The sequence below is a fragment of the Nocardia sp. NPDC052001 genome, from assembly GCF_040680615.1.
Lineage (GTDB): Bacteria > Actinomycetota > Actinomycetes > Mycobacteriales > Mycobacteriaceae > Nocardia.
The window spans coordinates 415,787-437,026 of record NZ_JBFAXC010000004.1 but is presented as its reverse complement, the minus strand read 5'-3'; the positions used below and the strand labels follow the sequence as shown (position 1 = coordinate 437,026).

25 protein-coding genes and 2 pseudogenes are annotated in these 21,240 nt (G+C 65.7%); 22 read left to right on the top strand and 5 right to left on the bottom strand.

Annotated elements, in window-relative coordinates:
• Window positions 1-98: 98 nt before the first annotated feature.
• Window positions 99-275, bottom strand: a pseudogene (locus tag AB0L82_RS22145) (GntR family transcriptional regulator); the annotation flags it as partial.
• A gap of 122 nt (window positions 276-397) precedes the next feature.
• Here AB0L82_RS22145 and AB0L82_RS22140 point away from each other — a divergent pair.
• The 14 genes from AB0L82_RS22140 to AB0L82_RS22075 are packed head-to-tail and all read left to right on the top strand — an operon-like array spanning window position 398 to window position 8,095.
• Complete coding sequence (locus AB0L82_RS22140) at window positions 398-865, top strand: hypothetical protein (protein ID WP_364639176.1); 468 nt, start codon at window positions 398-400, stop codon at window positions 863-865.
• Between the two features lie 5 nt (window positions 866-870).
• A complete protein-coding gene (locus AB0L82_RS22135) occupies window positions 871-1,128 on the top strand; it encodes a hypothetical protein (RefSeq protein WP_364639173.1) in 258 nt (85 codons plus the stop codon).
• Window positions 1,128-1,313, top strand: a complete 186-nt coding sequence (locus AB0L82_RS22130) for a hypothetical protein (RefSeq protein WP_364639170.1) — start codon at window positions 1,128-1,130, stop codon at window positions 1,311-1,313. The genes AB0L82_RS22135 and AB0L82_RS22130 overlap by 1 nt, the downstream gene beginning before the upstream one ends.
• Entirely contained in the window at window positions 1,310-1,633 is a 324-nt protein-coding gene (locus AB0L82_RS22125) for a WhiB family transcriptional regulator (protein WP_364639167.1), read from the top strand. Before AB0L82_RS22130 ends, AB0L82_RS22125 begins: the two co-directional genes overlap by 4 nt.
• Window positions 1,633-1,914 carry a hypothetical protein gene (locus AB0L82_RS22120; protein WP_364639164.1) on the top strand — a complete coding sequence of 94 codons (282 nt, stop codon included), beginning with the start codon at window positions 1,633-1,635 and terminating at the stop codon, window positions 1,912-1,914. The genes AB0L82_RS22125 and AB0L82_RS22120 overlap by 1 nt, the downstream gene beginning before the upstream one ends.
• Before the next feature lie 6 nt (window positions 1,915-1,920).
• The gene (locus AB0L82_RS22115) at window positions 1,921-2,199 is read left to right on the top strand and encodes a hypothetical protein (RefSeq protein ID WP_364639161.1); all 279 of its coding nucleotides are present in this window, start codon (window positions 1,921-1,923) and stop codon (window positions 2,197-2,199) included.
• Between the two features lie 5 nt (window positions 2,200-2,204).
• Window positions 2,205-2,825 (top strand): DUF2637 domain-containing protein, encoded by a 621-nt coding sequence (locus AB0L82_RS22110; RefSeq protein WP_364639158.1) that lies wholly within the window; start codon window positions 2,205-2,207, stop codon window positions 2,823-2,825.
• Window positions 2,826-2,859: 34 nt separating this feature from the next.
• On the top strand, window positions 2,860-4,203 hold the full coding sequence (locus tag AB0L82_RS22105) for an FtsK/SpoIIIE domain-containing protein (RefSeq protein ID WP_364639155.1): 1,344 nt from the start codon (window positions 2,860-2,862) through the stop codon (window positions 4,201-4,203).
• Complete coding sequence (locus AB0L82_RS22100) at window positions 4,200-4,418, top strand: hypothetical protein (protein ID WP_364639152.1); 219 nt, start codon at window positions 4,200-4,202, stop codon at window positions 4,416-4,418. Before AB0L82_RS22105 ends, AB0L82_RS22100 begins: the two co-directional genes overlap by 4 nt.
• Window positions 4,415-4,597, top strand: coding sequence for a hypothetical protein (locus AB0L82_RS22095; protein WP_364639149.1), 183 nt, complete (start codon window positions 4,415-4,417; stop codon window positions 4,595-4,597). The genes AB0L82_RS22100 and AB0L82_RS22095 overlap by 4 nt, the downstream gene beginning before the upstream one ends.
• A complete protein-coding gene (locus tag AB0L82_RS22090; RefSeq protein WP_364639146.1) occupies window positions 4,594-4,830 on the top strand; it encodes a hypothetical protein in 237 nt (78 codons plus the stop codon). Before AB0L82_RS22095 ends, AB0L82_RS22090 begins: the two co-directional genes overlap by 4 nt.
• Window positions 4,830-6,665: a replication initiator gene (locus tag AB0L82_RS22085; RefSeq protein ID WP_364639143.1), complete on the top strand. Its 1,836-nt coding sequence runs from the start codon at window positions 4,830-4,832 to the stop codon at window positions 6,663-6,665. Before AB0L82_RS22090 ends, AB0L82_RS22085 begins: the two co-directional genes overlap by 1 nt.
• A complete protein-coding gene (locus tag AB0L82_RS22080) occupies window positions 6,652-6,840 on the top strand; it encodes a helix-turn-helix domain-containing protein (protein ID WP_364639140.1) in 189 nt (62 codons plus the stop codon). The genes AB0L82_RS22085 and AB0L82_RS22080 overlap by 14 nt, the downstream gene beginning before the upstream one ends.
• Before the next feature lies 1 nt (window position 6,841).
• Window positions 6,842-8,095, top strand: a complete 1,254-nt coding sequence (locus AB0L82_RS22075; RefSeq protein WP_364639137.1) for a tyrosine-type recombinase/integrase — start codon at window positions 6,842-6,844, stop codon at window positions 8,093-8,095.
• A gap of 92 nt (window positions 8,096-8,187) precedes the next feature.
• Here the strand turns inward: AB0L82_RS22075 and AB0L82_RS22070 are convergent, their stop codons facing one another.
• Window positions 8,188-9,429, bottom strand: a complete 1,242-nt coding sequence (locus AB0L82_RS22070; protein ID WP_364639134.1) for an acyl-CoA dehydrogenase family protein — start codon at window positions 9,427-9,429, stop codon at window positions 8,188-8,190.
• 27 nt (window positions 9,430-9,456) lie between these two features.
• Window positions 9,457-10,845 (bottom strand): acyl-CoA dehydrogenase family protein, encoded by a 1,389-nt coding sequence (locus AB0L82_RS22065; protein ID WP_364639131.1) that lies wholly within the window; start codon window positions 10,843-10,845, stop codon window positions 9,457-9,459.
• 239 nt (window positions 10,846-11,084) lie between these two features.
• On the opposite strand from AB0L82_RS22065, the gene AB0L82_RS22060 reads away from it, so the two are divergent.
• Together AB0L82_RS22060 and AB0L82_RS22055 are read left to right on the top strand one after the other, a co-directional pair.
• Window positions 11,085-11,429, top strand: a complete 345-nt coding sequence (locus tag AB0L82_RS22060) for a hypothetical protein (RefSeq protein ID WP_364639128.1) — start codon at window positions 11,085-11,087, stop codon at window positions 11,427-11,429.
• A 106-nt stretch (window positions 11,430-11,535) separates the two neighbouring features.
• Window positions 11,536-11,775 carry a hypothetical protein gene (locus AB0L82_RS22055; RefSeq protein ID WP_364639125.1) on the top strand — a complete coding sequence of 80 codons (240 nt, stop codon included), beginning with the start codon at window positions 11,536-11,538 and terminating at the stop codon, window positions 11,773-11,775.
• A gap of 505 nt (window positions 11,776-12,280) precedes the next feature.
• Here the strand turns inward: AB0L82_RS22055 and hisN are convergent.
• Together hisN and AB0L82_RS22045 are read right to left on the bottom strand one after the other, a co-directional pair.
• Window positions 12,281-13,066: a histidinol-phosphatase gene (gene hisN / locus AB0L82_RS22050; protein ID WP_364639122.1), complete on the bottom strand. Its 786-nt coding sequence runs from the start codon at window positions 13,064-13,066 to the stop codon at window positions 12,281-12,283.
• 113 nt (window positions 13,067-13,179) lie between these two features.
• The gene (locus tag AB0L82_RS22045) at window positions 13,180-13,776 is read right to left on the bottom strand and encodes an NAD(P)H-dependent oxidoreductase (protein WP_364639119.1); all 597 of its coding nucleotides are present in this window, start codon (window positions 13,774-13,776) and stop codon (window positions 13,180-13,182) included.
• Window positions 13,777-13,920: 144 nt separating this feature from the next.
• On the opposite strand from AB0L82_RS22045, the gene AB0L82_RS22040 reads away from it, so the two are divergent.
• The 6 genes and pseudogenes from AB0L82_RS22040 to recQ all read left to right on the top strand — a co-directional run.
• Window positions 13,921-14,778, top strand: coding sequence for a helix-turn-helix transcriptional regulator (locus tag AB0L82_RS22040; protein WP_364639116.1), 858 nt, complete (start codon window positions 13,921-13,923; stop codon window positions 14,776-14,778).
• Between the two features lie 200 nt (window positions 14,779-14,978).
• Window positions 14,979-16,100: a peptide chain release factor 2 gene (gene prfB / locus AB0L82_RS22035; RefSeq protein ID WP_364640413.1), complete on the top strand. Its 1,122-nt coding sequence runs from the start codon at window positions 14,979-14,981 to the stop codon at window positions 16,098-16,100.
• A gap of 126 nt (window positions 16,101-16,226) precedes the next feature.
• Window positions 16,227-17,090: a mechanosensitive ion channel family protein gene (locus AB0L82_RS22030; protein ID WP_364639113.1), complete on the top strand. Its 864-nt coding sequence runs from the start codon at window positions 16,227-16,229 to the stop codon at window positions 17,088-17,090.
• 211 nt (window positions 17,091-17,301) lie between these two features.
• Window positions 17,302-17,991 carry a cell division ATP-binding protein FtsE gene (gene ftsE / locus AB0L82_RS22025; protein WP_364639110.1) on the top strand — a complete coding sequence of 230 codons (690 nt, stop codon included), beginning with the start codon at window positions 17,302-17,304 and terminating at the stop codon, window positions 17,989-17,991.
• Window positions 17,991-18,896, top strand: coding sequence for a permease-like cell division protein FtsX (gene ftsX / locus AB0L82_RS22020; RefSeq protein WP_364639107.1), 906 nt, complete (start codon window positions 17,991-17,993; stop codon window positions 18,894-18,896). The genes ftsE and ftsX overlap by 1 nt, the downstream gene beginning before the upstream one ends.
• A 164-nt stretch (window positions 18,897-19,060) precedes the next feature.
• Window positions 19,061-20,878 (top strand): annotated as a pseudogene (gene recQ / locus AB0L82_RS22015) (DNA helicase RecQ); the annotation flags it as partial.
• Between the last annotated feature and the right edge of the window lie 362 nt (window positions 20,879-21,240).

Sequence of the window (21,240 nt, the reverse complement as noted above, 5' to 3'; positions counted from 1 at the left end):
TTTGGGTTGCGATCGTATCGACGGGTGCCTCGTCGAATCAGCTGTGTGCGTTCGCTGACCCGAACTCCCTTCCGCGGGGCATTTGGATCTGACCAGAGGACGCCCTCGCTCGTCAGGGTCGAGGTAGCGCGAACGACTGCGTTCTGCGAGGTGGTCCGATACTGCGCCATCAGCTCACGGGCCGATGGGATGCGTTGACCGGGCTCCCATTCGCCAGATTCGACACGTCGCCGCAGGTCATCGGCTATATCTCGCCAGATCGCAGGTGGTGGCATACCAACTCCATTTTTGTTTGTGAACAAACCCTTGACTCGACGTCGTTTGTTGCTCAACAATAGTGACATCACCGTTTGTTGCTAAACAAACCGGGTCCTTGATATCACACAAAGGAGTTGGGATGGCTCTCAAGAACATGTGGCTCACGCCGGATCACGACATGACGTTCCCGGAGGGGCTGGTGCTGGTCGGCACGGTCGAGCCGGTGACGGAGTTCAGCCGGGACCGCAACGCGCCCAAGCGGCAGAAGGTCGACCTGGACGACGAAGGCAACGGCACCGGTAAGCGGCTGTGGACGGCAACGGTCTCGGACTCTTCGATCAACGGCGCGAGGAACGCGATGTTCGACGTGCTGTTCATCGCGGACGTGCGGCCGGTTCCCTCAGCTCAGCCGTTCGCGCCCGGTTACACCCCGATCGTGCTGGAGGGCTTGCAGGTCAAGCCCAAGCTGGTCGGCAACGGCGAGTTCAAGTCGATCGGCTGGTCCTACCGCGCGACGGGCATCAAGGGCGACAACTCCGGCAGCAAGCAGCCGCCGGTGGACGCTCCGGCCTCGCGCCCGGCTCGTGGTGACAAGGCGGTCGCGTGATGTCGGTGAGCATTTACGCCCGCAGCCACGATGAGGCGTTCGAGCAGGTCACCTACGCACCCGCGGTCACGCACTACTACGGGTCCGACAACCGGTACGGGATCGATGTTCCCGCGATGGCGTCGGTCCGGTTCAGCTCCAGCTCGCTGATCCTGGACATCGAGGACGCGCGCGCCCTGATGGAGGCCCTCGCCGTCGTCCTGGTCGAACATGCTGTGGCGCAGAAGAACTCGCTCGGCACCGGCCCGAAGTTGGTGGCGTGATGACCACCTCGGAACAGCGCGTACGCGCCCGCAAGACCCGCAAGGCCGACGACATGCCCGAGCGTGCGCCCAAGCCCAACCGGGGCCGCCGTGAACGGATGACCAGCCCGGAAGCGATCCTGCGCACCTGGACGTGCGAGGGACAGCTGGATCTGTTCGACCCTCCGGACGGGAGTCGGCCATGAACCGGATTGTCTTCGCCGCCAACGGGTCCGACCCGCGCCGCGAACCGGATTGCCGGTGCCGTGGCGTGGAGACGGACTTGTTCTTCCCCGATTCCCTCGATCAAGCCCAGGCTGCCCAGCGCGTATGCCTGGAGTGCCCGGTGCTGGCCATGTGCGCGGCCTGGGCGCTGCGCGAAGACCTCACGGACTGCGTGGTGGCTTCGGTGTGGCTGCCTTCGCTGGGAGCCACCAAACCGGTCAAAGCGCGCTGCCGCGCCCAGCTGGAACAGGTCGCCGCAACCGGGCGTGCCTGGTTCGAATCAGAACAGGAGGCGGCGTGATGAACGAGTCCGCGACCCTGCACCGGACCACCGTGGTCCTGGGTCTGCTGTCCCCGGTCGGGATCGTCCTGGGTCTGCTGATGTTGGTGGCCTGCGGTGAGCACTCCGACGACGTACGCGACATCGCGCCGTCGGCGTCGCTGGTCTCGGCTCCCGCAACCTCGATCGCACCCAGCTGCATCATGTTCTGCGACGCACCACCGTCCTGGTCCATGACCATGCCCGCCCCGTCGGCAACCGAGAACTCCTGCCCGCCGTTCTGCGATTTCGAGAAGTGGTGAGCGGTTATGGACGAGCGAACACCCGCGCAGCACAAGGCCGATATCGCCGCCTGCACGCTGAATCGGCTGAGCCGGATCGATGGCGAGTTGTACTGGCTGGTCAGCCAATTTCGGGCACTGAGCAGATGGGCTGAAGAAAATCCGGTGCTCGGTGTAGACGCCGCGGACCTGAAAGAAATGGCGCAGGCCGCTCGTTCCCTGCGCGATTGCGGCCCTGAGCGGGTCCGGGACTTGGCAGTGACACTGCCGATCCGCGGCCTGGAATTCGGGTACGAGGGTGCGTGAATCGAATGTCCGCGATAAATTCCTCCACGGTCATGCTCACAGTTCGTGGGCTGGCCGTGGCCACCATCATCGGCGTCGGCCTGGCAGCGTTCCGGCTCTCCTTCGTCACCCTGCGCGAACTCGCAGAACGCGCTGGCATCCCGGCCGGTGACGCCTGGTTGTTCCCGGTGATCATCGACGCCACCACCGGCACCGCCGCCATGCTGGCCTTGTTGGCCGCCGATCCCGCTGTGCGCCAATGGTTCACCTGGGTCTTGAGCATCGGCACCGTGGTCAGCATCGTCGGCAACACCGTGCACGCGGTCATCGGCCCTGAGCGGCTGCCGGTGTGGGCATGCGCGATGGTCGCCGCGGTCGCACCGATAGCCCTACTGGTCGATATCCACGGCTTGATCCTGATTCTCCGTGCGGGACAACAAGTTCCGCAGCCTGCAACCGAGACGGTGCCCGAAGCCGCCTCGGTGTCCGAACCGCCAGTCGTTCCGGATTCGATCCTGGCTGAACCGCGCCGCCTTGATCCGATCCCTGATTCGCCGATGGTGTCGGTGCAAGTCGCAGTAGCGCCGCCACCGCGCCCGTTGCCTGTTCCCGCCGTGCTGCCGGTTCTTCCGGTCGCGATGTCCTGACCCGTCAGTCCCGTTCCACCTCAGGGGGTTTCACATGCTCATCTCCTCACTCATCCAGACCGCGGTCCCGATCGCGGGGGCTCTCGGCGTCGGCGCGTGGATCACGCCCGGTCCCTGGCACGGCACACCCGCACCAGCCGAAGAGTTCCCGGTCGCGCAGATCGTCGCCCAGGCTCCGGCGATCCTGCGCCCCGCGGTGCAGGTCCTCGCTGACCCCGCGCTGACTGAGCAGATGTTGACCACGCTCAAGCTCGGCTCGCCCTTGGTGGGGTTCCCGGGTGTGCAGGGCTGGGATTACGCCCGGCACGGGTTGACGGTGGATCTGTGGATGCTCGGTGGGCAGTGTTTCGAGGACTGGAACAACGACAACATCCGCAGCCAGATGGCTACCTATCTGGGGGTGCGGCAGGTGACCGTGAGCTCGCCTGCCGCGAGTTGGGTTCGTCTCCAGGTGCGAGTGCATGACACTCTCGCCGAACCGGCAACGCTGCCGGACTTGGTTCACAACGAGGTGGACCTGGAGGCGGTCCCGGTCGGGATCCGCGAAGACGGCGACACCTGGCGTGTGCAGGTGTTGTACCGGCACATCCTGATCGCGGGCGCGATGGGCTCGGGCAAGGGCTCGGTGCTGTGGTCGATCATCGCCGGACTCGGCCCTGCCATCAAGGCCGGGCTGGTCGATGTGTTGATGGGAGATCCCAAGGGTGGCATGGAATTCGGGCGCGGTGAACACCGTCTGTGGGTCGACTTCCAATGGACCGCCGAAGGCATCATTGGCATGCTCAAGACTGCGGAGAAGGACATGCAGGACCGTGCTGCCCGGCTGCGTGAGGCGCGGGTGCGCAAGTTCGTGCCCAGTGTCGAGGACCCGCTGATCCTGATCGTGATCGATGAGTACGCCGCGCTGTCGGCGTTCGCGACTCGGGAGGAAATGCAGGAAGCGATGCGGCTGCTGGGGTTGATCCTGACCCAGGGCCGCGCGGTCGGCTTCAGCGTCATGGTGGCCTTGCAGGACCCGTCCAAGGAGACCATGCCCAACCGGCAACTGTTCCCGGTCCGGATCGGGCTCAAGCTCGATGAGCCGACGCAGAACTCGATGATCCACGGCCAGGGCGCGAAGGACCGCGGTGCGCGCTGCCACGAAATCCCGGACACCACACCGGGTGTGGCCTACGTCGGCGAGGACGGCACCCGCGAATTCGTGCGAGCCCGCGCCTACTACGTCAGCGACGACGATGCCGACGCCATCGTGGACGCCTACTCACCCGCTGATGAGATCACCGGCCCCACACAGGATTACAGCGACTTCGACCCCGATGACTTGGGTGAGGAGATCCCCGGTGATGGCGGCTTCGCGGATCCGGCGGTGGCGGCATGACTACCGCGCCGTGGGATGCCCCCGATATCCGCTGGGCGGTGCTGGTCGACGGGCGGATCCGCCCGTGGTGGCTGGCGTCCCATCGGCGAGACCTGCTGCACCGCGGACAGGTGGTGTACCGCACGGCCGGTGACGAGCCGTGGCGGACCTGGATCGAAGACCGCGTGATCGCGACTCAGCTGGAACTGCCGTTCGAGATCGGAGCAATCGCATGAACGGGCACGTACGCCTTCGCCTCTCCGGCCAGCTCGGTGACATCACCATGGTGCTCGCGGAACTGCTGGCGTCCAAGGCATTCCACATCGTCGTTGACGAGCGGCCCTACCCCGGGCAGGGACTCGGGGTGCGCGTGTACGTCGATATCGCGGTGCCGACCAGGAAGGGGTGGTCATGAGCAACCCGGTACAGATACGGCTGTCCGGCAACCTCGGCGACATCGCTCATGTGCTTGCCGCGCTGGTCGGCTCGACCGAACTCCGGGTCGAGGTCGACACCCACATCTACCGCGACACCGACCGTGAGGGCTGCGTGTACGCCGAACTCACCTCCCGTGACTCCGTGGTGCTGCCGGACAAGCATCGGCGCACCCTGCCCCGTCATCTGCCTACGCGGAAGGACGTGGCCTGATGAACGTCGCCGAATCCACCCCGACCCCGCCGGCCGATTTCGTGAATACGCCGCCGGCCGATTCCGGCGCGGCACCCCTGACCGCTGCGGCGCGGCGGGCGCTGCCGAACATGGTCGATATCGCCGAAGCCGCCGCCGACAAGTTCGGGGTCTGCAAACACCCGATCCCGATGCGGACCTTCGATCCTGATACCGGTGAGTCCAAATACGTTGGCGGAGCGTGCAAATCGACCCGCGCATCGGACTGCCCCAGCTGCGCGGCCAAGGCCCGAGCCCTGCGAATCACGCAATGCCGCGAGGGCTGGCACATGACCACCGAACCCGATGCCGCCGTACATGATCCGAGTGAACAGCAAATCGATTTGCTGACCCGCCGGGCGGATCTGGCCGCGGAGTACCGCACCGCGCGAGATGCGGGTGATGACGAACTCGCCGAAGCAACCCGTGCCCTCGTGCGCGAGGTCGACGCTCAGCTGCGGGCCTCGGGCATGCGCGGCCGGACACCGGGATTGGATGCAACCGCCAAACCTCGGCGGTCCCGATCGACCACGCGGCGTCAGGATGTTCCGAACCTGCCGCGCCGCAAGGTCGAAAAGGTCACCGTGGGGCGCCGGTACGCGGACAAGTACCAGCCCTCGATGTTCGTCACCCTGACGTTGCCCTCGTACGGGCCCTGCCACCGTGACGGCGCGACCGACAAGAACGGCAAGCCCTGCGGTGATGGTTCGCCGGTGAACCCCAAGACCTACGACTACCGGCGTGCGGCCCGGGACGCGATGTTCTTCCCTCAGCTGTTCGACCGGACCATGCAGAACTGGCGGCGTGCGGCCGGGCGGGACGTGCAGTACTTCGCCGCTGTCGAACCCCAACGCCGGGGCGTTCCGCACGCGCACCTGACCGTGCGCGGTACCGACCCGCACACGCTAACGGATCAGATTTTCGCCGCCTCGTACGCCACGGTGTGGTGGCCGCACTTCGATGAGGAGCAGTACACCGGGGATCGGATGCCGGTGTGGGACACCACCGCTGAGACCTTCGTGGACCCCGATCAGGGGTTCGTGCTGCCGGGCTTCGATGACGCGCTGGCGCTGATGGATCAGGTTGATGACCTAGAACCCGCGCACGTGATCCGCTGGGGCGTGCAGGTCGATCGCAAGGACATCGGCGACCACGAGGTCGACACCGACCCCGATGGCGAAGCCGCACCCGTGCGCCCTGGCAAGACCCGGGGTGTGAGTGGAGACAGCAAGGACGCCAATCGGCTGATCCGCTACCTGACCAAGTACCTGACCAAGTCCATCGCCGAAGTCCTCGAACCACCGAACGAGCGCACCCGCCGCCACTACGAACGCCTGCACGCCGAACTCCAGCGCACCCCATGCTCACCGAATTGTGCGGTGTGGCTGCGTTACGGCATTGTCCCGCGCGGCGCCAAGGCCAAGACTCAGGCCGGGCGCTGCAAGGGCAAAGCCCATCGGCGAGACACCCTCGGCTTGCGGGGCCGCCGGGTGCTGGTTTCTCGCCGCTGGTCGAACAAGACCTTGCCTGATCACAAGGCCGATCGCATCGAATTCGTTCGGCAACTGCTGGCCGCGGTCGGCATCGCCAAGGCCGAGCGGGCCAAGAATTGGGTGGTTCGGCCGGTCGAACCTGGTGATCCGGAGGTGCCGACGCGCGCGCAACTGATCCTGTCTACCGTCGCCCAGCGCTCGGCATGGCAGACCGAATACCTTACGGCCAAGATCGCCCTCTCGGAAATGGCTGAGCCGCAACAAGTCTCGGCAGATCCACAGATTGCGCGACCGGAGGGTGGTGGTGGCGATGGATCTGCCTGACAACCGGCTGTGGACAGTGGAGGAGGTCGCCTACTTCCTCGGGATCTCGCCGAAGACGCTGTATCAGTGGAAGTGGCTCGGCGAAGGTCCGCCGGTGACGCTGATCGGTCGACGACTGCGCTATCACCCCGCGAAGGTAAAGGCTTGGGCTGCAACCGATTTTGAGGCGGCCTGAGATGGGGCATGTGGAGGATCGATGGTTTCGCCCCAAGCGCGATGGGGCCGATCGGATCCTGCTGAACGCCCGCGGCAAGCCGGTGATGGAGCCGACTGAGCTTCACGGGAAGGGTTTGCGCTATCGGGTCCGGTATATCGATCCGGACGGTTCCGAGCGCTCGAAGTCGTTCCCGGACAAGCAGAAGCGGCGCGCCGACGACTTTCTGATCGAGGTCGAATCGGACAAGCTCGAAGGCAAGTACATCGATCCGCGGGCGGCGCACAAGACCTTTCGGCAACAGGGGGAGAGCTGGGTTAAGGCGCAATCGCCGGATCCGGCTACCCGTTCGGCGCTCCGCAAGCGCTTGGAGTCGAGGATCTATCCCACCTTCGGCGATCTCCGAGTGGGACGCATCGGCGCGGCGAAGATCCGGGATTGGGTCGATCAGCTGGATGAGCGCAAGTATGCCGAGAACTACAAGGCGGTGCTGTTCGATATCGTTGCGGGCGTTCTGGATTCGGCGGTGGACGACAAGCTGATTCGGGAGAACCCGTGCAAGGCGAAGTCGGTGCGGCGGCCGGTGAAGAAGAGTCCGAAGATCGTGATCTGGAAGGACGAGCGGGTCAGCCAGATCCGCGGCGCGTTGAACGCTCGGTTCCGGATCTGTGCGCCGATCGGTGCCGGGCTGGGGTATCGGCAGAGCGAGATCCTCGGCTTCTCCCCGTCGTTGGACATCGATCGCGACGGCATGGTGGTGCACGTTCAGCGGCAGGTTCGGGTGGTCGATGGCGTGTTGATGTTCGCGCTTCCCAAGGGGCGCAAGACGCGATTCGTGCCGCTGTCCCGGGCGACTCTGGCCGATATCGACTGCTATGTCGAGGAGTTCCCGTCCATACCGGTGACGCTGCCGTGGGGGAGTGCGGATGGTGAGCCGGTGACGGTACCGCTGCTGATCACCAATCCGAAGGGCGGTGCGATGAGTGGCGACTTGTTCGGCAAGGTCGCGTGGTTCCCGGCGTTCGCCAAAGGCGGCCTTGAATACCGCAAGCGGATCGACGGTATGCACGCACTCCGGCATCTGTACGCCTCGACGTTGCTGGCGCGCGGGGTCTCGATCAAGGAGCTAGCGGACTACCTCGGTCACGCGGACCCGGGCTTCACTTTGAGGACCTATGTCCATCTGCTCGATGACAGCCACGAGCGGGCACGGCTGGCTGTGGAAGCGGCGGCCTCGGCATGGCGGATGCCCGGTGACGGCCTGGAGACGGCCTGAGCGATGGAAACGATCGAGATGCGAGCTGGGGAAGGAAAAAACCGGCGCAAGCAGGGTGGTCTGCTTGCGCCGGTTTTTCGTTGTGCCAGAACTTACTTCAGCTTGTCGCTACCCAGGTTCAGGATGCGGCGGGCGACGATGAGCTGCTGGATCTGCTGGGTGCCTTCGAAGATGTCGAGGATCTTCGAGTCGCGGCCCCACTTTTCCAGGAGGGTGCGCTGGGAGTAGCCCGTCGCGCCCGCGAGTTCGACGGCCTTGAGGGTTACATCGGTGCCCATGCGGCCGGCCTTGGCCTTGGACATGGAGGCTTCCAAGGAGTTCGGCTTCTTGTTGTCGGCCATCCAGGCGGCGCGCAGCGACAGGAGGTAGGCGGACTCCCAATCGGCTTCCATGCGGAGGAATTCGGCGGCGGCGGCGTGCTGGTTGTTGGCGGGCTTGTCGTAGTCGATTTCGATGCCGGCGTCGGAGAGGACCTTGCGGAGCTCTTCGAGGGCGGCGCGGCCCACGCCTACGGCCATGGCGGCCACGAGGGGGCGGGTGTTGTCGAACGTCTGCATGACGCCCGCGAAACCCTTCTCCACGTTGACTTCCGGGCTGCCGAGGATGTTGTCCTTCGGGATGCGGCAATCCTCGAAACGGATCTCCGCGGTATCCGAGGCCTTGATGCCGAGCTTGTGCTCGAGGCGGGACACGGTGAGGCCCTTGGCATCACGCGGAACCACGAAGGACTTGATGGCGGCGCGGCCCAGCGACTTGTCGACCGAGGCCCACACCACGATGTGGGTGGCGCGCGAACCGGCGGTGACGAAGATCTTGGTGCCGTTCAGGACCCACTCGTCACCGTCGAGGGTGGCGGTGGTCGAGACCGCGGCCGAGTCCGAGCCGAAGGACGGTTCGGTGATGGCCATGGCGGCCCACACCTTGCCGAAACGCTGCAGCTGCTCATCGGTCGCGACCGCGGCGATCGCGGCATTGCCCAGACCCTGGTAGGGGATGGACAGCATCAGGCCCGCATCGCCCCAGCAGGTCTCCAGGGCGTTCAACAGCGCGGACATATTGCCGCCGTTGGTGTTTCCGAGCAGCTCGGTGGCGTGCACATCCGGCTCGGCCGCACCCTCACCCTTGGCCTTACGGCCGCCGGTGGCACCGGAGATGTCCTGCGTGCCCGAATCGGACAGGCCCTCGATCATGGCGGCCATGGTGTCGAGCTCGGTCGGGTAATCGTGCTCGGCGAGGTCGTACTTGCGCGAAGCCGGGCGGAAGATCTCGGCGGCAACCTGGTGGGCCTGGTTGGCGCTGGCCCGCAGCTTCTTGGGGAGTTCGAGATTGATCATGAGTTGTCTCTCCGTTGAGAAGTCGGGTCAGAGAAGGACGACGCCCTCGGCAACGCCGATGGCACGAAGATCGCGGTACCAGCGCTCCACCGGATGCTCCTTGGTGAAACCGTGACCGCCGAGCAACTGCACGCCGTCCAGGCCGATCTGCATGCCCTTCTCGGTCGCCAGCTTCTTGGCCAGCGCGGCCTCGCGAGCGAACGACAGGCCCTGCTCCGCGCGTGACGCACCCCGCAGGGTCACGAGGCGCAGGCCGTCCAGCTCGATGGCCATATTGGCGACCATGAAGGCCACCGCCTGGCGATGCGCGATCGGCTCACCGAACGCCTCGCGCTCCTTCACATACGGAATCACGTAGTCCAGCACGGCCTGACCGGTACCGACCGCCAGCGATGCCCAGCCGAGGCGGGACAGGCGCACGGCATCCGCGTAATCCTCGGAGCGCTGGGCGGTTTCGGCATCACCCAGCAGCGCGCTGGTGGACACGGCGACATTGTCGAGAATCAGGCGACCCAGGCCCGCGGCGCGCAGACCCATCGAGGGATCGGCCTCCACGACCACACCCTGCGTGTCCGACTCCACGATGAAGAAAGCCGGACGACCGTCGAGTTCGGCTGCCACGATGAACAATTCGGCATCACCCGCGGCCGGAACCAGGCTCTTCACACCGTTCAGACGGTAACCGCTGGGCGAGCGGGTGGCCTTGGTCTTCAGCGCGAACGGATCGAACAGCGCCTGCGGCTCGGAGATGACGACCGACGCCTGCGGCACATTCTCACCGGCGAACGAACCCAGGTAGGTCTTCTGCTGTGCGTCGGTGCCCCACTGGGACAGCGCGACGGCCACACCGCTCGGCGCGAGCAGCGGCAGCGCCAGACCCATATCACCGTGCGCGAGCGCCTCGGCGACCAGGGCGTTGGTGACCGCGCCACGCTCGGCGGCAGCGCCCTCGAACTCCTCGGGCACATTGATCAGCGTGATGCCGAGCTCGGACGCGCGCTCGAGCAGATCGCGCGGGGCCTTGGCGGCATTGTCGGCGTCATAGGCGGCCGGGCGCAGGATCTCGGCGGCGAACTCACGGACCGTCTCGACGATCATCTGCTGATCGTCGGTCGGGGTCAGGTCGAAGTAGTCCTTCTTCTTGGACTCGTTGGCGGGCAGCCGCTTCGGAGCGCCGCCACCGGAAACCTTCTCGAAGACGCGGGTCGCGGCGCCGAGGCTGCGGAAACCGGTCTTGGTGCCCTCGTACGTCAGCCGTTCGATGGGCTTGCGCAGGTTGTACTTCTCCGCGAGTTCGGACCCCGTGATGGTCGTCATGACCCGCATCGCAGCGCCCATCCAGTCGCGCTTGACCGGGTTGAGGCCTACGGCGGAAGTATCCGGACGTCGCGTCTTTGCGGTGTCTCGAGTGCTCATAATCACCAGTTTTCTTGAGTGTGGAGGGTGATCCTGCCCAGCAATCTTACTCCAGAGTAAGACTATCTTACTTCAGAGTAAGAACTGACGTCGAGCGTTGTCGAATCGGCTGGTCAGCGCGGTGGTTTCCGAAGTCTCCAATGCGCCATGGCGAATAGTGAAACAAACGTCATTCAAAAGGTCTACGAGTGGGCTACGGTGTCGGCGCACCCTTGCACCCCATATGGAGGTCTCCCTAAATGAAAACGCTGGTAGGTACCACCGGCGCGATAGCCATCGCACTGTTCATCGCCGCCGCCCCGAACGCATCCGCCGAGGGCATTCCGCTGCAGGACATCGGCACCGTCACCGAAGGCGGCATCGATACCGGCTCCGGCAATGGCAATGGCGGGAACGGCGGCAGCGGCTCCGCCGCCGGATTCGGTTCGGTCCAGATCGGAAACGGCGGCTCCAGCGCCGCGGGCACCGGCTCGGGCCAGATCAACACCGGCTCCGGCAATTCCGGCTCGGGCTACAGCCCCGTCGCGGGTCCGTCCACCACCGGTTCGGCCGCCCCCACCGGCGGCACTTCCTCCGCGGCCTGACCGCACCACCTCCCGGCGTCGGGACCGCAGCCCCGCGTCGGGTTCGCATGGGAAACGGGTGCGCGAAATCCATCCGGAGTTCATCGCCGTTTGACACGCTGGCCGAATGTACTGGGTGGCGGGCATTTTCGCGGCGATTCTGCTCGGCTTCGCGGATCGGTACGGATATCACCGCGACGAGATGTCCTACCTGGCCGCGGGACGGCGGCCGGACTGGGGATACGCCGATCAACCACCACTGGTGCCGCTGATCGCGCGGGGGATCTCCTCGATCGACTCCAATTCACCGATACTGCTGCGCATTCCGGCGATACTCGCCGCGGTGTCGGTGGTGCTCAGCGCGTAGTGGTGGTGGGGTCCACCCGCCGAAGGCCGTGTGCGTTTCACTGCCGTCCGCCGCGGCGCAATCGCCGGGCGGCGGCGCGCCCAACGCCTGAGGTCGGAACCTATCCGTGTGGGCTGCGGCTCCGAATTTGTTGATACGACACGTGATCCGCATCGATAAGCGTGGATAATAGGTTTACCCAAGGTATTTCGCGATAAACCCGTCAAAACTGCTTGCGTGCAGCATGATTCGCTGCGTGGCGAGTATTGTATAAGCGGGAACTCGATGCGGTTATTTCGTTTCCATCACGCCAACTGTCAAGCCTCACTACGTTTTTCGACGAGACGAAAGGAGGATTGGTTATGTTGTCAGGACTCGTCTCTGTGGTTACCAGTCTGCTCAGCGGCCTCGTGGGGGTGCTCATCGGCACACCCGGCGGTGGCGGCGGCGGTTCCGCCTAGATCTCGACCGAACGAACGTGAACGCCCCCGCACTGCAGGCGGGGGCGTTCGTGTGTTCGGGGGTATCAGGCGGCGAGCGCGGCCAGGACCTGGTCCTGCAGATGGGAATTCGTCGCCACGGCACTGCCGCCGTGCGGTCCGGGATTACCGTCGAGCGAGGTGAACGTGCCACCCGCCTCACGAATCAGAATGTCGAGAGCTGCCATATCCCACAGCGACAGTTCGGGTTCGGTGACGATATCCACCGCACCCTCCGCCAGCAGCGTGTAACCGTAGAAATCGCCGTAGCCGCGGGTCCGCCACACCTCATCGGTGAGCGCGATCAACTTGGCCCGCCGCCCGATCGCCCGCCAACCCGACAGCGAGGAGATCGCCAGGCTGGCCGCGCCCAGTTCGGCCACCGCCGAGACCGAGATGGCCTTGGGCTCGGACTTCTCGAAACTCGTCCACGCGCCCGCACCCGCCGCCGCCCACCAGCGCCGCGACAGCGCCGGAGCGCTCACCACGCCCACCACCGGCACGCCGTCCTCGAGCAGTGAGATGAGCGAGGCCCACACCGGCACGCCGCGCACGAAATTCTTGGTGCCGTCGATCGGATCGATCACCCACTGGCGACCGGAGAACTCGGCATTCCCACCGAATTCCTCGCCGAGCACCAGGTCAGCGGGCCGCTCGGACCCCAGCGCCTCGCGCACCATGCGCTCCACGGCCAGGTCCGCATCCGATACCGGGGTCAGATCCGGCTTGGAATCGATCTTCAGATCGAGGGCGCCGAACCGGTCACGGGTAATGGCGTCGGCCGCGTCGGCCAGCCGCAGGGCGAGTTCGAGATCACTGGAGTAGGTGGTCACTCACAACACGCTAGCGCCCCCGGGTTACCGTCGCGCGTCGGCCGCAAACTTCTCGCATTCACCGCGCTGCGGTAGAGCGGCCGCCACCCGCGCCGCACCATGATTCCCCCGGCTCAGGCCGAAGCGCTGAGTTCGCGGGCATTGGCCAAAGCGCTTGACCACCAGCGCAATTGGTCGAGCATGACCGCCGCTGCCGCCTCCGGGGCCGCCGGATCGAGCAGCTCCCCGTCCGGGCCGAAGAGCAGGAAGAACCTCGGGAAGATCAGGTACTCCCGCACCGTGTGCGCGTTGAGTTCGGTGAACACATGCCGCAGATGGTTGATCGCCATCAACCCGCCGCTGCTGCCGCCGTAGCCGACGAAGCCGATCGCCTTGCGCTGCCACTGCGTGAAATGCCAGTCGATGGCCGTCTTCAGCGAGGCCGGATAGCTGGCGTTGATATCGGGCGTCACGATCACCACCGCATCGGCGGCATCGAGGCGCTCGGTCAACTCCGCGGTGCCCGCCGGACGCGGCGGATTCGGCTCGATCATCGGCGACACCGCCGGAAGCTCATGCGGCAGTGGATAATCCGCCAGATCGATGACATCGACCTCGAAAGCCCCGTGCCGCCGAGCCTGTTTCGCGAACCAGGCCGCCGGCACCGGCCCGAACCGCCCCTCGCGGGTGCTGCCGATGATCACCGCGAGGCGGGGAGCTGTGCTGCTCATGTCGGACTCCTTCGATATGTCCCGGGCGGCCCGATCGGCCGCTGCGGACAACTCTCCGATTCGGGCGGCCGGACAGGGAGACCGTGCCGAGAGTGGTAGTGCCGGGGCTACTCTCGGCACCGCCCGAGTTGGTACGTTCGAAGAGTGAGTGACAACGAGCTCGGGCTGTTCCTGCGCACGCGCAGGGAGGCGGTCACGCCCACCGACGTGGGCCTGCCCGCCGGGCCGCGCCGCCGCACGCCCGGGCTGCGCCGCTCCGAACTCGCCACCCTCGCCGGAGTCAGCGTCGAATATCTGACCAGACTGGAACAGGGCCGCGATCGGCATCCGTCCGCCGCGGTGCTCTCCGCCTTCGCCGACGCGCTGCGCATGACCCGGACCCAGCGCGTGCACCTGCATCAACTGGGCAAAGGAGCCGATCCCGGCTTCAGCTGCAGCGGCGGAGCCGGACCCAATCGGCAGGTGCGCCCGGCCATTCGGGCCATCCTCGATCAACTCGAGCCCGCGCCCGCCGTCGTGATGAACCGCCTCAGCGAAATACTCGCCTACACCGAGGGCTATCGCAGTCTGATGGCCCCGCTCGGCCTGCTGGACGGCGGCGACCTCGACAGCTACGCCCGGTTCGTCCTCACCGATCCGCGCGCCCGCACCGCCTATCCGGATTGGGAACACAAGGCCGACAAATGCGTCGCCTCCCTCAAACAGGGTCCGGGGCGCGCCGATCCGCAATTGGCCGTCCTCATGGACGAACTCACCGTTACCGCCGGTGAGGATTTCACCCGGCGCATGGACACCATCCCCGGTTTGCCCGACCACAACGGCGTCGGCCGCCTGCTGCACCCCGAAGCCGGAATGCTCCGCCTGGCCTACGAAACCCTGCACCTGTCGGCCGATGACGATCAGTACGTCATGATCTACCTCCCCGCGGACGAATCCACCGCCACCGCGCTGGACACCCTCATCGGCCGCAAGCCCGGCAGCCTGCGCGCCGTCGCCGGTTGAAGAGCCGCACCCGGAACGCCTTCGCGGATCGCTGAATCCGCCGCACCCACTTGACCGTGGCGCGGTGGGCGTACGCGTGTCCGCGCACCGCCGCGCGCCCGAACTTCTCCGGCGGTATCGACCGCCCCACCCGGCCGCGCCGCACGCGGCGGGTCTCCCTTTGTTTATCGACCTTGAAAGGGGCGGTAGCCTTGAACACCGTGCATCCTGACGTCTCCGCTGACCTGGCCGAACTCGACTCGACTCTGAAGACCATCGAGTCGGTGCTCGACATCGAAGAACTGGTTCGGCGGATCGACGAACTGGAACAGCAGGCCGCGGATCCCGAACTCTGGAACGACCAGGACCACGCGCAGGCCGTGACCAGCGAACTCTCCCACGCCCAGAGCGAACTGCGCCGGGTCCAGGAGCTGCGTCAGCGGCTCGAGGACCTGCCGGTGCTGTACGAGCTCGCCGAGGACGAGGAGGGCGACGCGCGCGCCTCCGCCCTCGCCGACGCCGACGCCGAGCGGGCGACCCTGCACGGCGATGTGGAGGCCCTCGAGGTCCGCACCCTGCTGTCCGGCCAGTACGACAAGCGCGAGGCGCTGGTCAATATCCGCTCCGGCGCGGGTGGCGTGGACGCCGCCGACTGGGCGCAGATGCTCATGCGCATGTACGTGCGCTGGGCCGAACGGCACAAGTACAGCGTCGAGATCTACGACACCTCCTATGCCGAAGAAGCGGGCATCAAGTCGGCGACCTTCGCCGTGAAATCGCCCTACGCCTACGGCACACTTTCGGTGGAAATGGGTACGCACCGTCTTGTGCGCATCAGTCCCTTCGACAACCAGGGCCGTCGCCAGACCTCGTTCGCCGAGGTCGAGGTGCTGCCCGTGGTGGAGACCACCGACCACATCGAGATCCCGGACGGCGAGGTGCGCGTCGATGTGTACCGGTCCTCCGGACCCGGCGGTCAGTCGGTCAACACCACCGACTCGGCGGTGCGCCTGACGCACATTCCGACCGGCATCGTCGTCACCTGCCAGAACGAGAAATCCCAACTCCAGAACAAGATTTCGGCCATGCGCGTGCTGCAGGCCAAACTGCTGGAGCGCAAGCGGCAGGAGGAGCGCGCCCAGATGGACGCGCTCAAGACCAATGAGGGCGCGTCCTGGGGCAACCAGATGCGCTCCTACGTTCTGCACCCGTATCAGATGGTCAAGGATCTCCGGACCAGCTACGAGGTCAACAATCCCTCGGCCGTACTCGACGGTGACATCGACGGTTTCATCGAAAGTGGGATTCGCTGGCGCATGCGGGAGCAGCAGACCTCCTCATAAAGCTCACCTGAAATTCGCGGCCCGCCCCGCCCTGGACTGACGGAGCGGGGGAGCGAAGCGGAGGAGCGTAGGAGGGAAGGGCGGGGTCACGAGGGCCGCGAACCGCCGGAGCGAAGCGGAGGCAAAATGAGCACAGGTTCGATACTCGCCGCGAATACCGGTGCCGACCTAGGTAATTGGCTCCGGTCCAGCGGTCTTGAGATCGTGCTGCTCATCGTCGGTGCGATGTTGTTCTCGCGCGCGGCGACCTACGTGCGCGACCGGATCACCCGCAAGATCGACACCTCCTTCCGCAGCAGCGATTCGCTGGTGCGGTCGGAGGCGGCCAAGCACCGGCACGCGCTGGCACAGGTCATCACCTGGGTCGTACTGTCCATCGTGTATTTCCTGGTGGCGCTGGAAGTCTTGCGCCGCATGGGATTCCAACTCGGCGGTCTGGTGGCCCCGGCCGCGGTGCTCGGCGCCGCGCTGGGTTTCGGCGCACAGCGCGTGGTGCAGGATCTGCTCGCCGGATTCTTCCTGATCACCGAAAGGCAGTACGGCTTCGGCGATGTCGTGCGCATCGCCGTCACTGGCTCGAGCGTGGAGGCCGAGGGTACGGTCGAGGACGTCACGTTGCGCGTCACGACGTTGCGCAGCGTCGACGGTGAAGTGATCATCGTGCCGAACGGCCAGATCGTGAAAGTGACCAACCTGTCGAAGGATTGGGCGCGTGCCGCCATCGACGTGCCCGTACCCGCTACCTCCGATATCAACAAGGTCAATGAAATCCTGCGGGAGGTGGGTGCGAAAGCGTTCGCCGATCGCAAATTGAAGACCCTGCTGCTGGACGAGCCCAGCGTCATGGGTGTCGAAGATCTCACGGTCAATCAGGTCAATATCAAGATGGTGGCCCGGACACTGCCGGGCAAACAGTTCGAAGTCGGTCGTGAGCTGCGGGTGCGGGTGGCCGCGGCGCTCCGCCGGGAGGGTTTGAGTGAAAACACGTAAGTCCACGGCGATCCTCATCACGGTCTGGGTCGCCACGTTCGTTCTCTACCTGTTCGTGAAACCCGAAACCACCACGGGGCCGGACTATCCGGCCTTCGTGAACTCGGTACTCAGCAACCCGATGTCTGGCCCAACTGAGCCATCCGCCCGCTAACGGCGTGTCTGCGCGGCGTGGCCGGGTAACGGTCACGTCTCGCTAGACTGGGCTCCCGTGATAACCCTGGCGAACGTCACCAAGTCCTATAAGACCTCGACGCGGCCCGCCCTGGACAACGTCTCGGTCGACATCGGAAAAGGTGAGTTCGTCTTCGTGATCGGACCATCGGGATCCGGTAAGTCGACCTTCATGCGATTGCTGCTCAAAGATGAGAAGCCGACCGCCGGAGAAGTCTGGGTCGCCGATTTCCGGGTCGATAAGCTACCGGCCCGCAAAGTGCCCAAACTGCGACAGCGCATCGGCTGTGTGTTCCAGGATTTCCGGCTGCTGCAACAGAAATCCGTCGAGCAGAATGTCGCCTTCGCGCTGGAGGTGATAGGCAAATCGCGCACCTTCATCCACCGTGCGGTCCCCGAAGCACTCGATATGGTCGGACTTTCCGGCAAGGCCGATCGACTGCCCAGTGAGCTGTCCGGCGGTGAACAGCAGCGCGTGGCCCTGGCCCGCGCCTTCGTGAACCGGCCCCTGGTACTGCTCGCCGACGAACCCACCGGCAACCTCGATCCCGAAACCAGCGCCGACATCATGACTTTGCTCGAGCGCATCAATCGCACCGGCACCACGGTGGTGATGGCCACCCACGACAACACCATCGTCGACGCCATGCGACGGCGGGTGGTCGAGCTGGATCGCGGCCGATTGGTCCGCGATGAGGAGATGGGCGTCTACGGGGTGGGCCGGTAATGCGCCTCGGATTCCTTTTCGGTGAGGTTTTCACCGGCCTGCGCCGCAATATCACCATGACCATCGCCATGATCCTGACCACGGCTGTCTCGCTCACCATGCTGGGCGGCGGCCTGCTCGCGGTGCGCATGGCGGACAAGATTCAGGACTACTACGTCCAAAGGGTCGAGATCCGGCTGTATTTGGACGATGACGTCTCCCGCACCGACCTGGACTGCACGCAGGAACCGTGCAAAACGCTGATGTCCGATCTGAAGAAGCATTCGGATGTGGCGAGCGTGCAGTTCGTCAACAGCGCCGACGCGGTGAAGGAGGTCAAGGAGACCACCTTCAAGGATCAGCCCGGACTCGCCGATGAGGTGAGCAAGGACGGACTGCCCGCCTCGTTCCGGGTGAAGCTCGACGATGTGACCAAATACCGGTCCATCTATGACGATTTCGCCAAACGGCCCGGTGTCATGACGGTGCTCAACGATATGGACATCGTCGACCGGCTGGTGAGTTTCTTTGTCGGACTTCGCAATGCGGCCTTCGGGCTCGCGGCGTTGCAGGCGCTGGCGGCGCTGCTGCTGATCGCCAATATGGTGCAGGTCGCGGCGCTGGCCCGGAAAACCGAAGTCGGCATCATGCGATTGGTCGGCGCGACGCGCTGGTACACGCAGCTGCCCTTCCTGCTGGAAGCGGTCTTCGCGGCGGCCATCGGCTCGGCGCTGGCCATCGGCGGCTTGTTCATCGCACAACCGCTGGTGATCAACCGGGCGCTCGGCAGTCTGTTCAATGATCAAGTGCTGCCGCGCATCACCGGTGACGACATCGCGACCGTCGCGCTGATCGTCACCCCGATCGGCATCGGATTCGCGGCCCTCGCGGCCTACGCGGCACTGCGATACTACGTCCGGGAGTGAGATCGCTCACGCCCGCCCGAATTCGCATACCTCGTGAACCGGGCGGGTGGGGGTGCGAAGTTGCGCATCGTGTGCGGAAGGCGAAACGGGTGTCGGGCCGGATCCGTAGGATTGCGCGGGTGAGTGCACCGGAGGTCGAGACCGTCGCAGCCAACGCAGCCCCCATGGACGCGGGAAGCGCTGCGGCGCACCAGGTTCTGCAGAAGACGTTCGGCTACGACAGTTTCCGCGGGCCGCAGCGCGCGATCGTCGAGCAGGTCATCTCCGGCGGGGATGCGCTGGTGCTCATGCCCACCGGCGGCGGTAAATCGCTGTGCTATCAGATTCCCGCGCTGGTGCGGCCGGGCGTGGGCGTGGTGGTGTCACCGCTCATCGCGCTCATGCAGGATCAGGTCGACGCCCTGAACGCCGTCGGCGTGCGCGCGGGCTTCCTCAATTCCACCCAGTTCCCGGATGAACGGCGCGCGGTCGAGGCGGCATTCGTGGCGGGGGAGCTGGATCTGCTCTACCTCGCGCCCGAGCGGTTGCGGCTGGAATCCACCGCGCAACTGCTCGATCGCGGCAAGATCGCGCTGTTCGCCATCGACGAGGCGCACTGTGTCTCGCAGTGGGGCCACGATTTCCGGCCCGACTATCTGGCGCTGTCCATGCTGCATCAGCGCTGGCCGGATGTGCCGCGCATCGCGCTGACCGCCACGGCGACCGCGGCCACGCGCAAGGAGATCGCCGAACGGCTCGATCTCACCGAGGCGAAACATTTCGTGGCCAGCTTCGACCGGCCCAATATCCAGTATCGGATCGAAGGTAAGAACCGGCCGGAACAGCAACTGCTGGCGTTCATTCAGGGCGAGCACGCCGGTGATGCGGGGATCGTCTACTGCCTCTCGCGCAATTCGGTGGAGAAGACGGCCGCGTTCCTGTCCGCCAATGGCGTCACGGCGGTGCCGTACCACGCCGGTCTGGACAACCGCACCCGCGCGACCAACCAGGCGCGGTTCCTGCGCGAGGACGGGCTGGTCGTGGTCGCCACCATCGCCTTCGGCATGGGCATCGACAAACCCGATGTGCGTTTCGTCGCGCACCTGGATCTGCCCAAATCGGTGGAGGGCTACTACCAGGAGACCGGCCGCGCCGGGCGCGACGGCCAAGCCTCCACCGCGTGGATGGTCTACGGCCTCAGTGACGTTGTGCAGCAGCGCAAGATGATCGACTCCTCCGAGGGCGACGCCATGCATCGCCGGCAGCTGCAACTGCATCTGGACGCCATGCTGGCGCTCTGCGAGACCGTTGAATGCCGCCGCACCCAGCTGCTCGCCTACTTCGGTCAGCCGGGGGAGCCGTGCGGCAATTGCGATACCTGCCTCAATGCCCCCGAATCATGGGATGGCACGGTGCCCGCGCAGAAGGTGCTCTCCACCATCCTGCGGCTCAAACGCGAACGCGGACAGAGCTTCGGCGCGGGCCATATCGTCGACATCCTGATCGGCAAGCGAAACCCCAAGGTGGAGCAGCACGCCCACCATGAGCTCAAGGTGTTCGGCATCGGCGCGGATCTGCGCGATATCGAATGGCGCGGTGTGGTCCGCCAGCTGCTGGCCCAGGGCCTGCTCGCGGTGCACGGCGACTACGGCGTGCTGACCCTCACCGAATCCTCCAACGAGGTGCTCTTCGAGGGCCGCCAGGTCAAACTCCGCCGCGAACCCGAACGCACCAAATCGACGCGAACCGCCAAGTCCGCCAAGGCTTCCCGCGCCACCGCCGACCTCGCCCCCGGCGATGCCGACCTCTTCGAACGCCTCCGCACCTGGCGCGGGGCGACCGCCAAGGAACAGGGCGTGCCCGCCTACGTCGTCTTCCACGACGCCACCCTGCGCGAAATCGCAGCCCGCAAACCGGCAACCCTGGCCGACCTCGGCACCATCTCCGGCATCGGCGAGAACAAGCGCGCTAAGTACGGCGAAGGCGTGCTGGAGGTAATAGCTGGAAGCGCCTCCGCCGAAGCGCCTTCCATTCCTGCCGCCCCCGCGCCCGCGAATCCGGCCCGCCCCGCGAGCCGCTTCCCCGCGCCGGCTACCACCCCAGCCCGCGAATCCGCCGCTCCCGCAACCCGATCCACCACCCGCCCTGCGTCACCCCCGGACGCACCGCGCGACCCCGCTCCCGGATCGAAACCGCAGCGAAGCGCCCCTCGGTCCAGCCCGCCGCCCTCGTCCCGCCCCGGCGCCGCCACCGCGGCAAGCCCCGCCTCGCCCTACGACGACGTCCCCTGGCCCGACGATATGCCCCCCGACTTCGACGAACTCCCGCCCGACTTCGGCTAGCTCGATCATTTCGCCGACGGCCG

What these genes read in the sequence shown, in the direction of transcription:
- AB0L82_RS22070 (WP_364639134.1), bottom strand. Translation starts at nt 9,429, where the DNA reads ATGATCAATCTCGAACTCCCCAAGAAGCTGCGGGCCAGCGCCAACCAG.
- ftsX (WP_364639107.1), top strand. Translation starts at nt 17,991, where the DNA reads ATGCGCCTCGGATTCCTTTTCGGTGAGGTTTTCACCGGCCTGCGCCGC.
- AB0L82_RS22125 (WP_364639167.1), top strand. Translation starts at nt 1,310, where the DNA reads ATGAACCGGATTGTCTTCGCCGCCAACGGGTCCGACCCGCGCCGCGAA.
- AB0L82_RS22080 (WP_364639140.1), top strand. Translation starts at nt 6,652, where the DNA reads ATGGATCTGCCTGACAACCGGCTGTGGACAGTGGAGGAGGTCGCCTAC.
- AB0L82_RS22115 (WP_364639161.1), top strand. Translation starts at nt 1,921, where the DNA reads ATGGACGAGCGAACACCCGCGCAGCACAAGGCCGATATCGCCGCCTGC.
- AB0L82_RS22100 (WP_364639152.1), top strand. Translation starts at nt 4,200, where the DNA reads ATGACTACCGCGCCGTGGGATGCCCCCGATATCCGCTGGGCGGTGCTG.
- AB0L82_RS22075 (WP_364639137.1), top strand. Translation starts at nt 6,842, where the DNA reads ATGGGGCATGTGGAGGATCGATGGTTTCGCCCCAAGCGCGATGGGGCC.
- AB0L82_RS22095 (WP_364639149.1), top strand. Translation starts at nt 4,415, where the DNA reads ATGAACGGGCACGTACGCCTTCGCCTCTCCGGCCAGCTCGGTGACATC.
- AB0L82_RS22130 (WP_364639170.1), top strand. Translation starts at nt 1,128, where the DNA reads ATGACCACCTCGGAACAGCGCGTACGCGCCCGCAAGACCCGCAAGGCC.
- AB0L82_RS22105 (WP_364639155.1), top strand. Translation starts at nt 2,860, where the DNA reads ATGCTCATCTCCTCACTCATCCAGACCGCGGTCCCGATCGCGGGGGCT.
- AB0L82_RS22090 (WP_364639146.1), top strand. Translation starts at nt 4,594, where the DNA reads ATGAGCAACCCGGTACAGATACGGCTGTCCGGCAACCTCGGCGACATC.
- AB0L82_RS22030 (WP_364639113.1), top strand. Translation starts at nt 16,227, where the DNA reads ATGAGCACAGGTTCGATACTCGCCGCGAATACCGGTGCCGACCTAGGT.
- AB0L82_RS22140 (WP_364639176.1), top strand. Translation starts at nt 398, where the DNA reads ATGGCTCTCAAGAACATGTGGCTCACGCCGGATCACGACATGACGTTC.
- AB0L82_RS22110 (WP_364639158.1), top strand. Translation starts at nt 2,205, where the DNA reads ATGTCCGCGATAAATTCCTCCACGGTCATGCTCACAGTTCGTGGGCTG.
- AB0L82_RS22060 (WP_364639128.1), top strand. Translation starts at nt 11,085, where the DNA reads ATGAAAACGCTGGTAGGTACCACCGGCGCGATAGCCATCGCACTGTTC.
- AB0L82_RS22085 (WP_364639143.1), top strand. Translation starts at nt 4,830, where the DNA reads ATGAACGTCGCCGAATCCACCCCGACCCCGCCGGCCGATTTCGTGAAT.
- AB0L82_RS22065 (WP_364639131.1), bottom strand. Translation starts at nt 10,845, where the DNA reads ATGAGCACTCGAGACACCGCAAAGACGCGACGTCCGGATACTTCCGCC.
- AB0L82_RS22045 (WP_364639119.1), bottom strand. Translation starts at nt 13,776, where the DNA reads ATGAGCAGCACAGCTCCCCGCCTCGCGGTGATCATCGGCAGCACCCGC.
- AB0L82_RS22055 (WP_364639125.1), top strand. Translation starts at nt 11,536, where the DNA reads ATGTACTGGGTGGCGGGCATTTTCGCGGCGATTCTGCTCGGCTTCGCG.
- AB0L82_RS22120 (WP_364639164.1), top strand. Translation starts at nt 1,633, where the DNA reads ATGAACGAGTCCGCGACCCTGCACCGGACCACCGTGGTCCTGGGTCTG.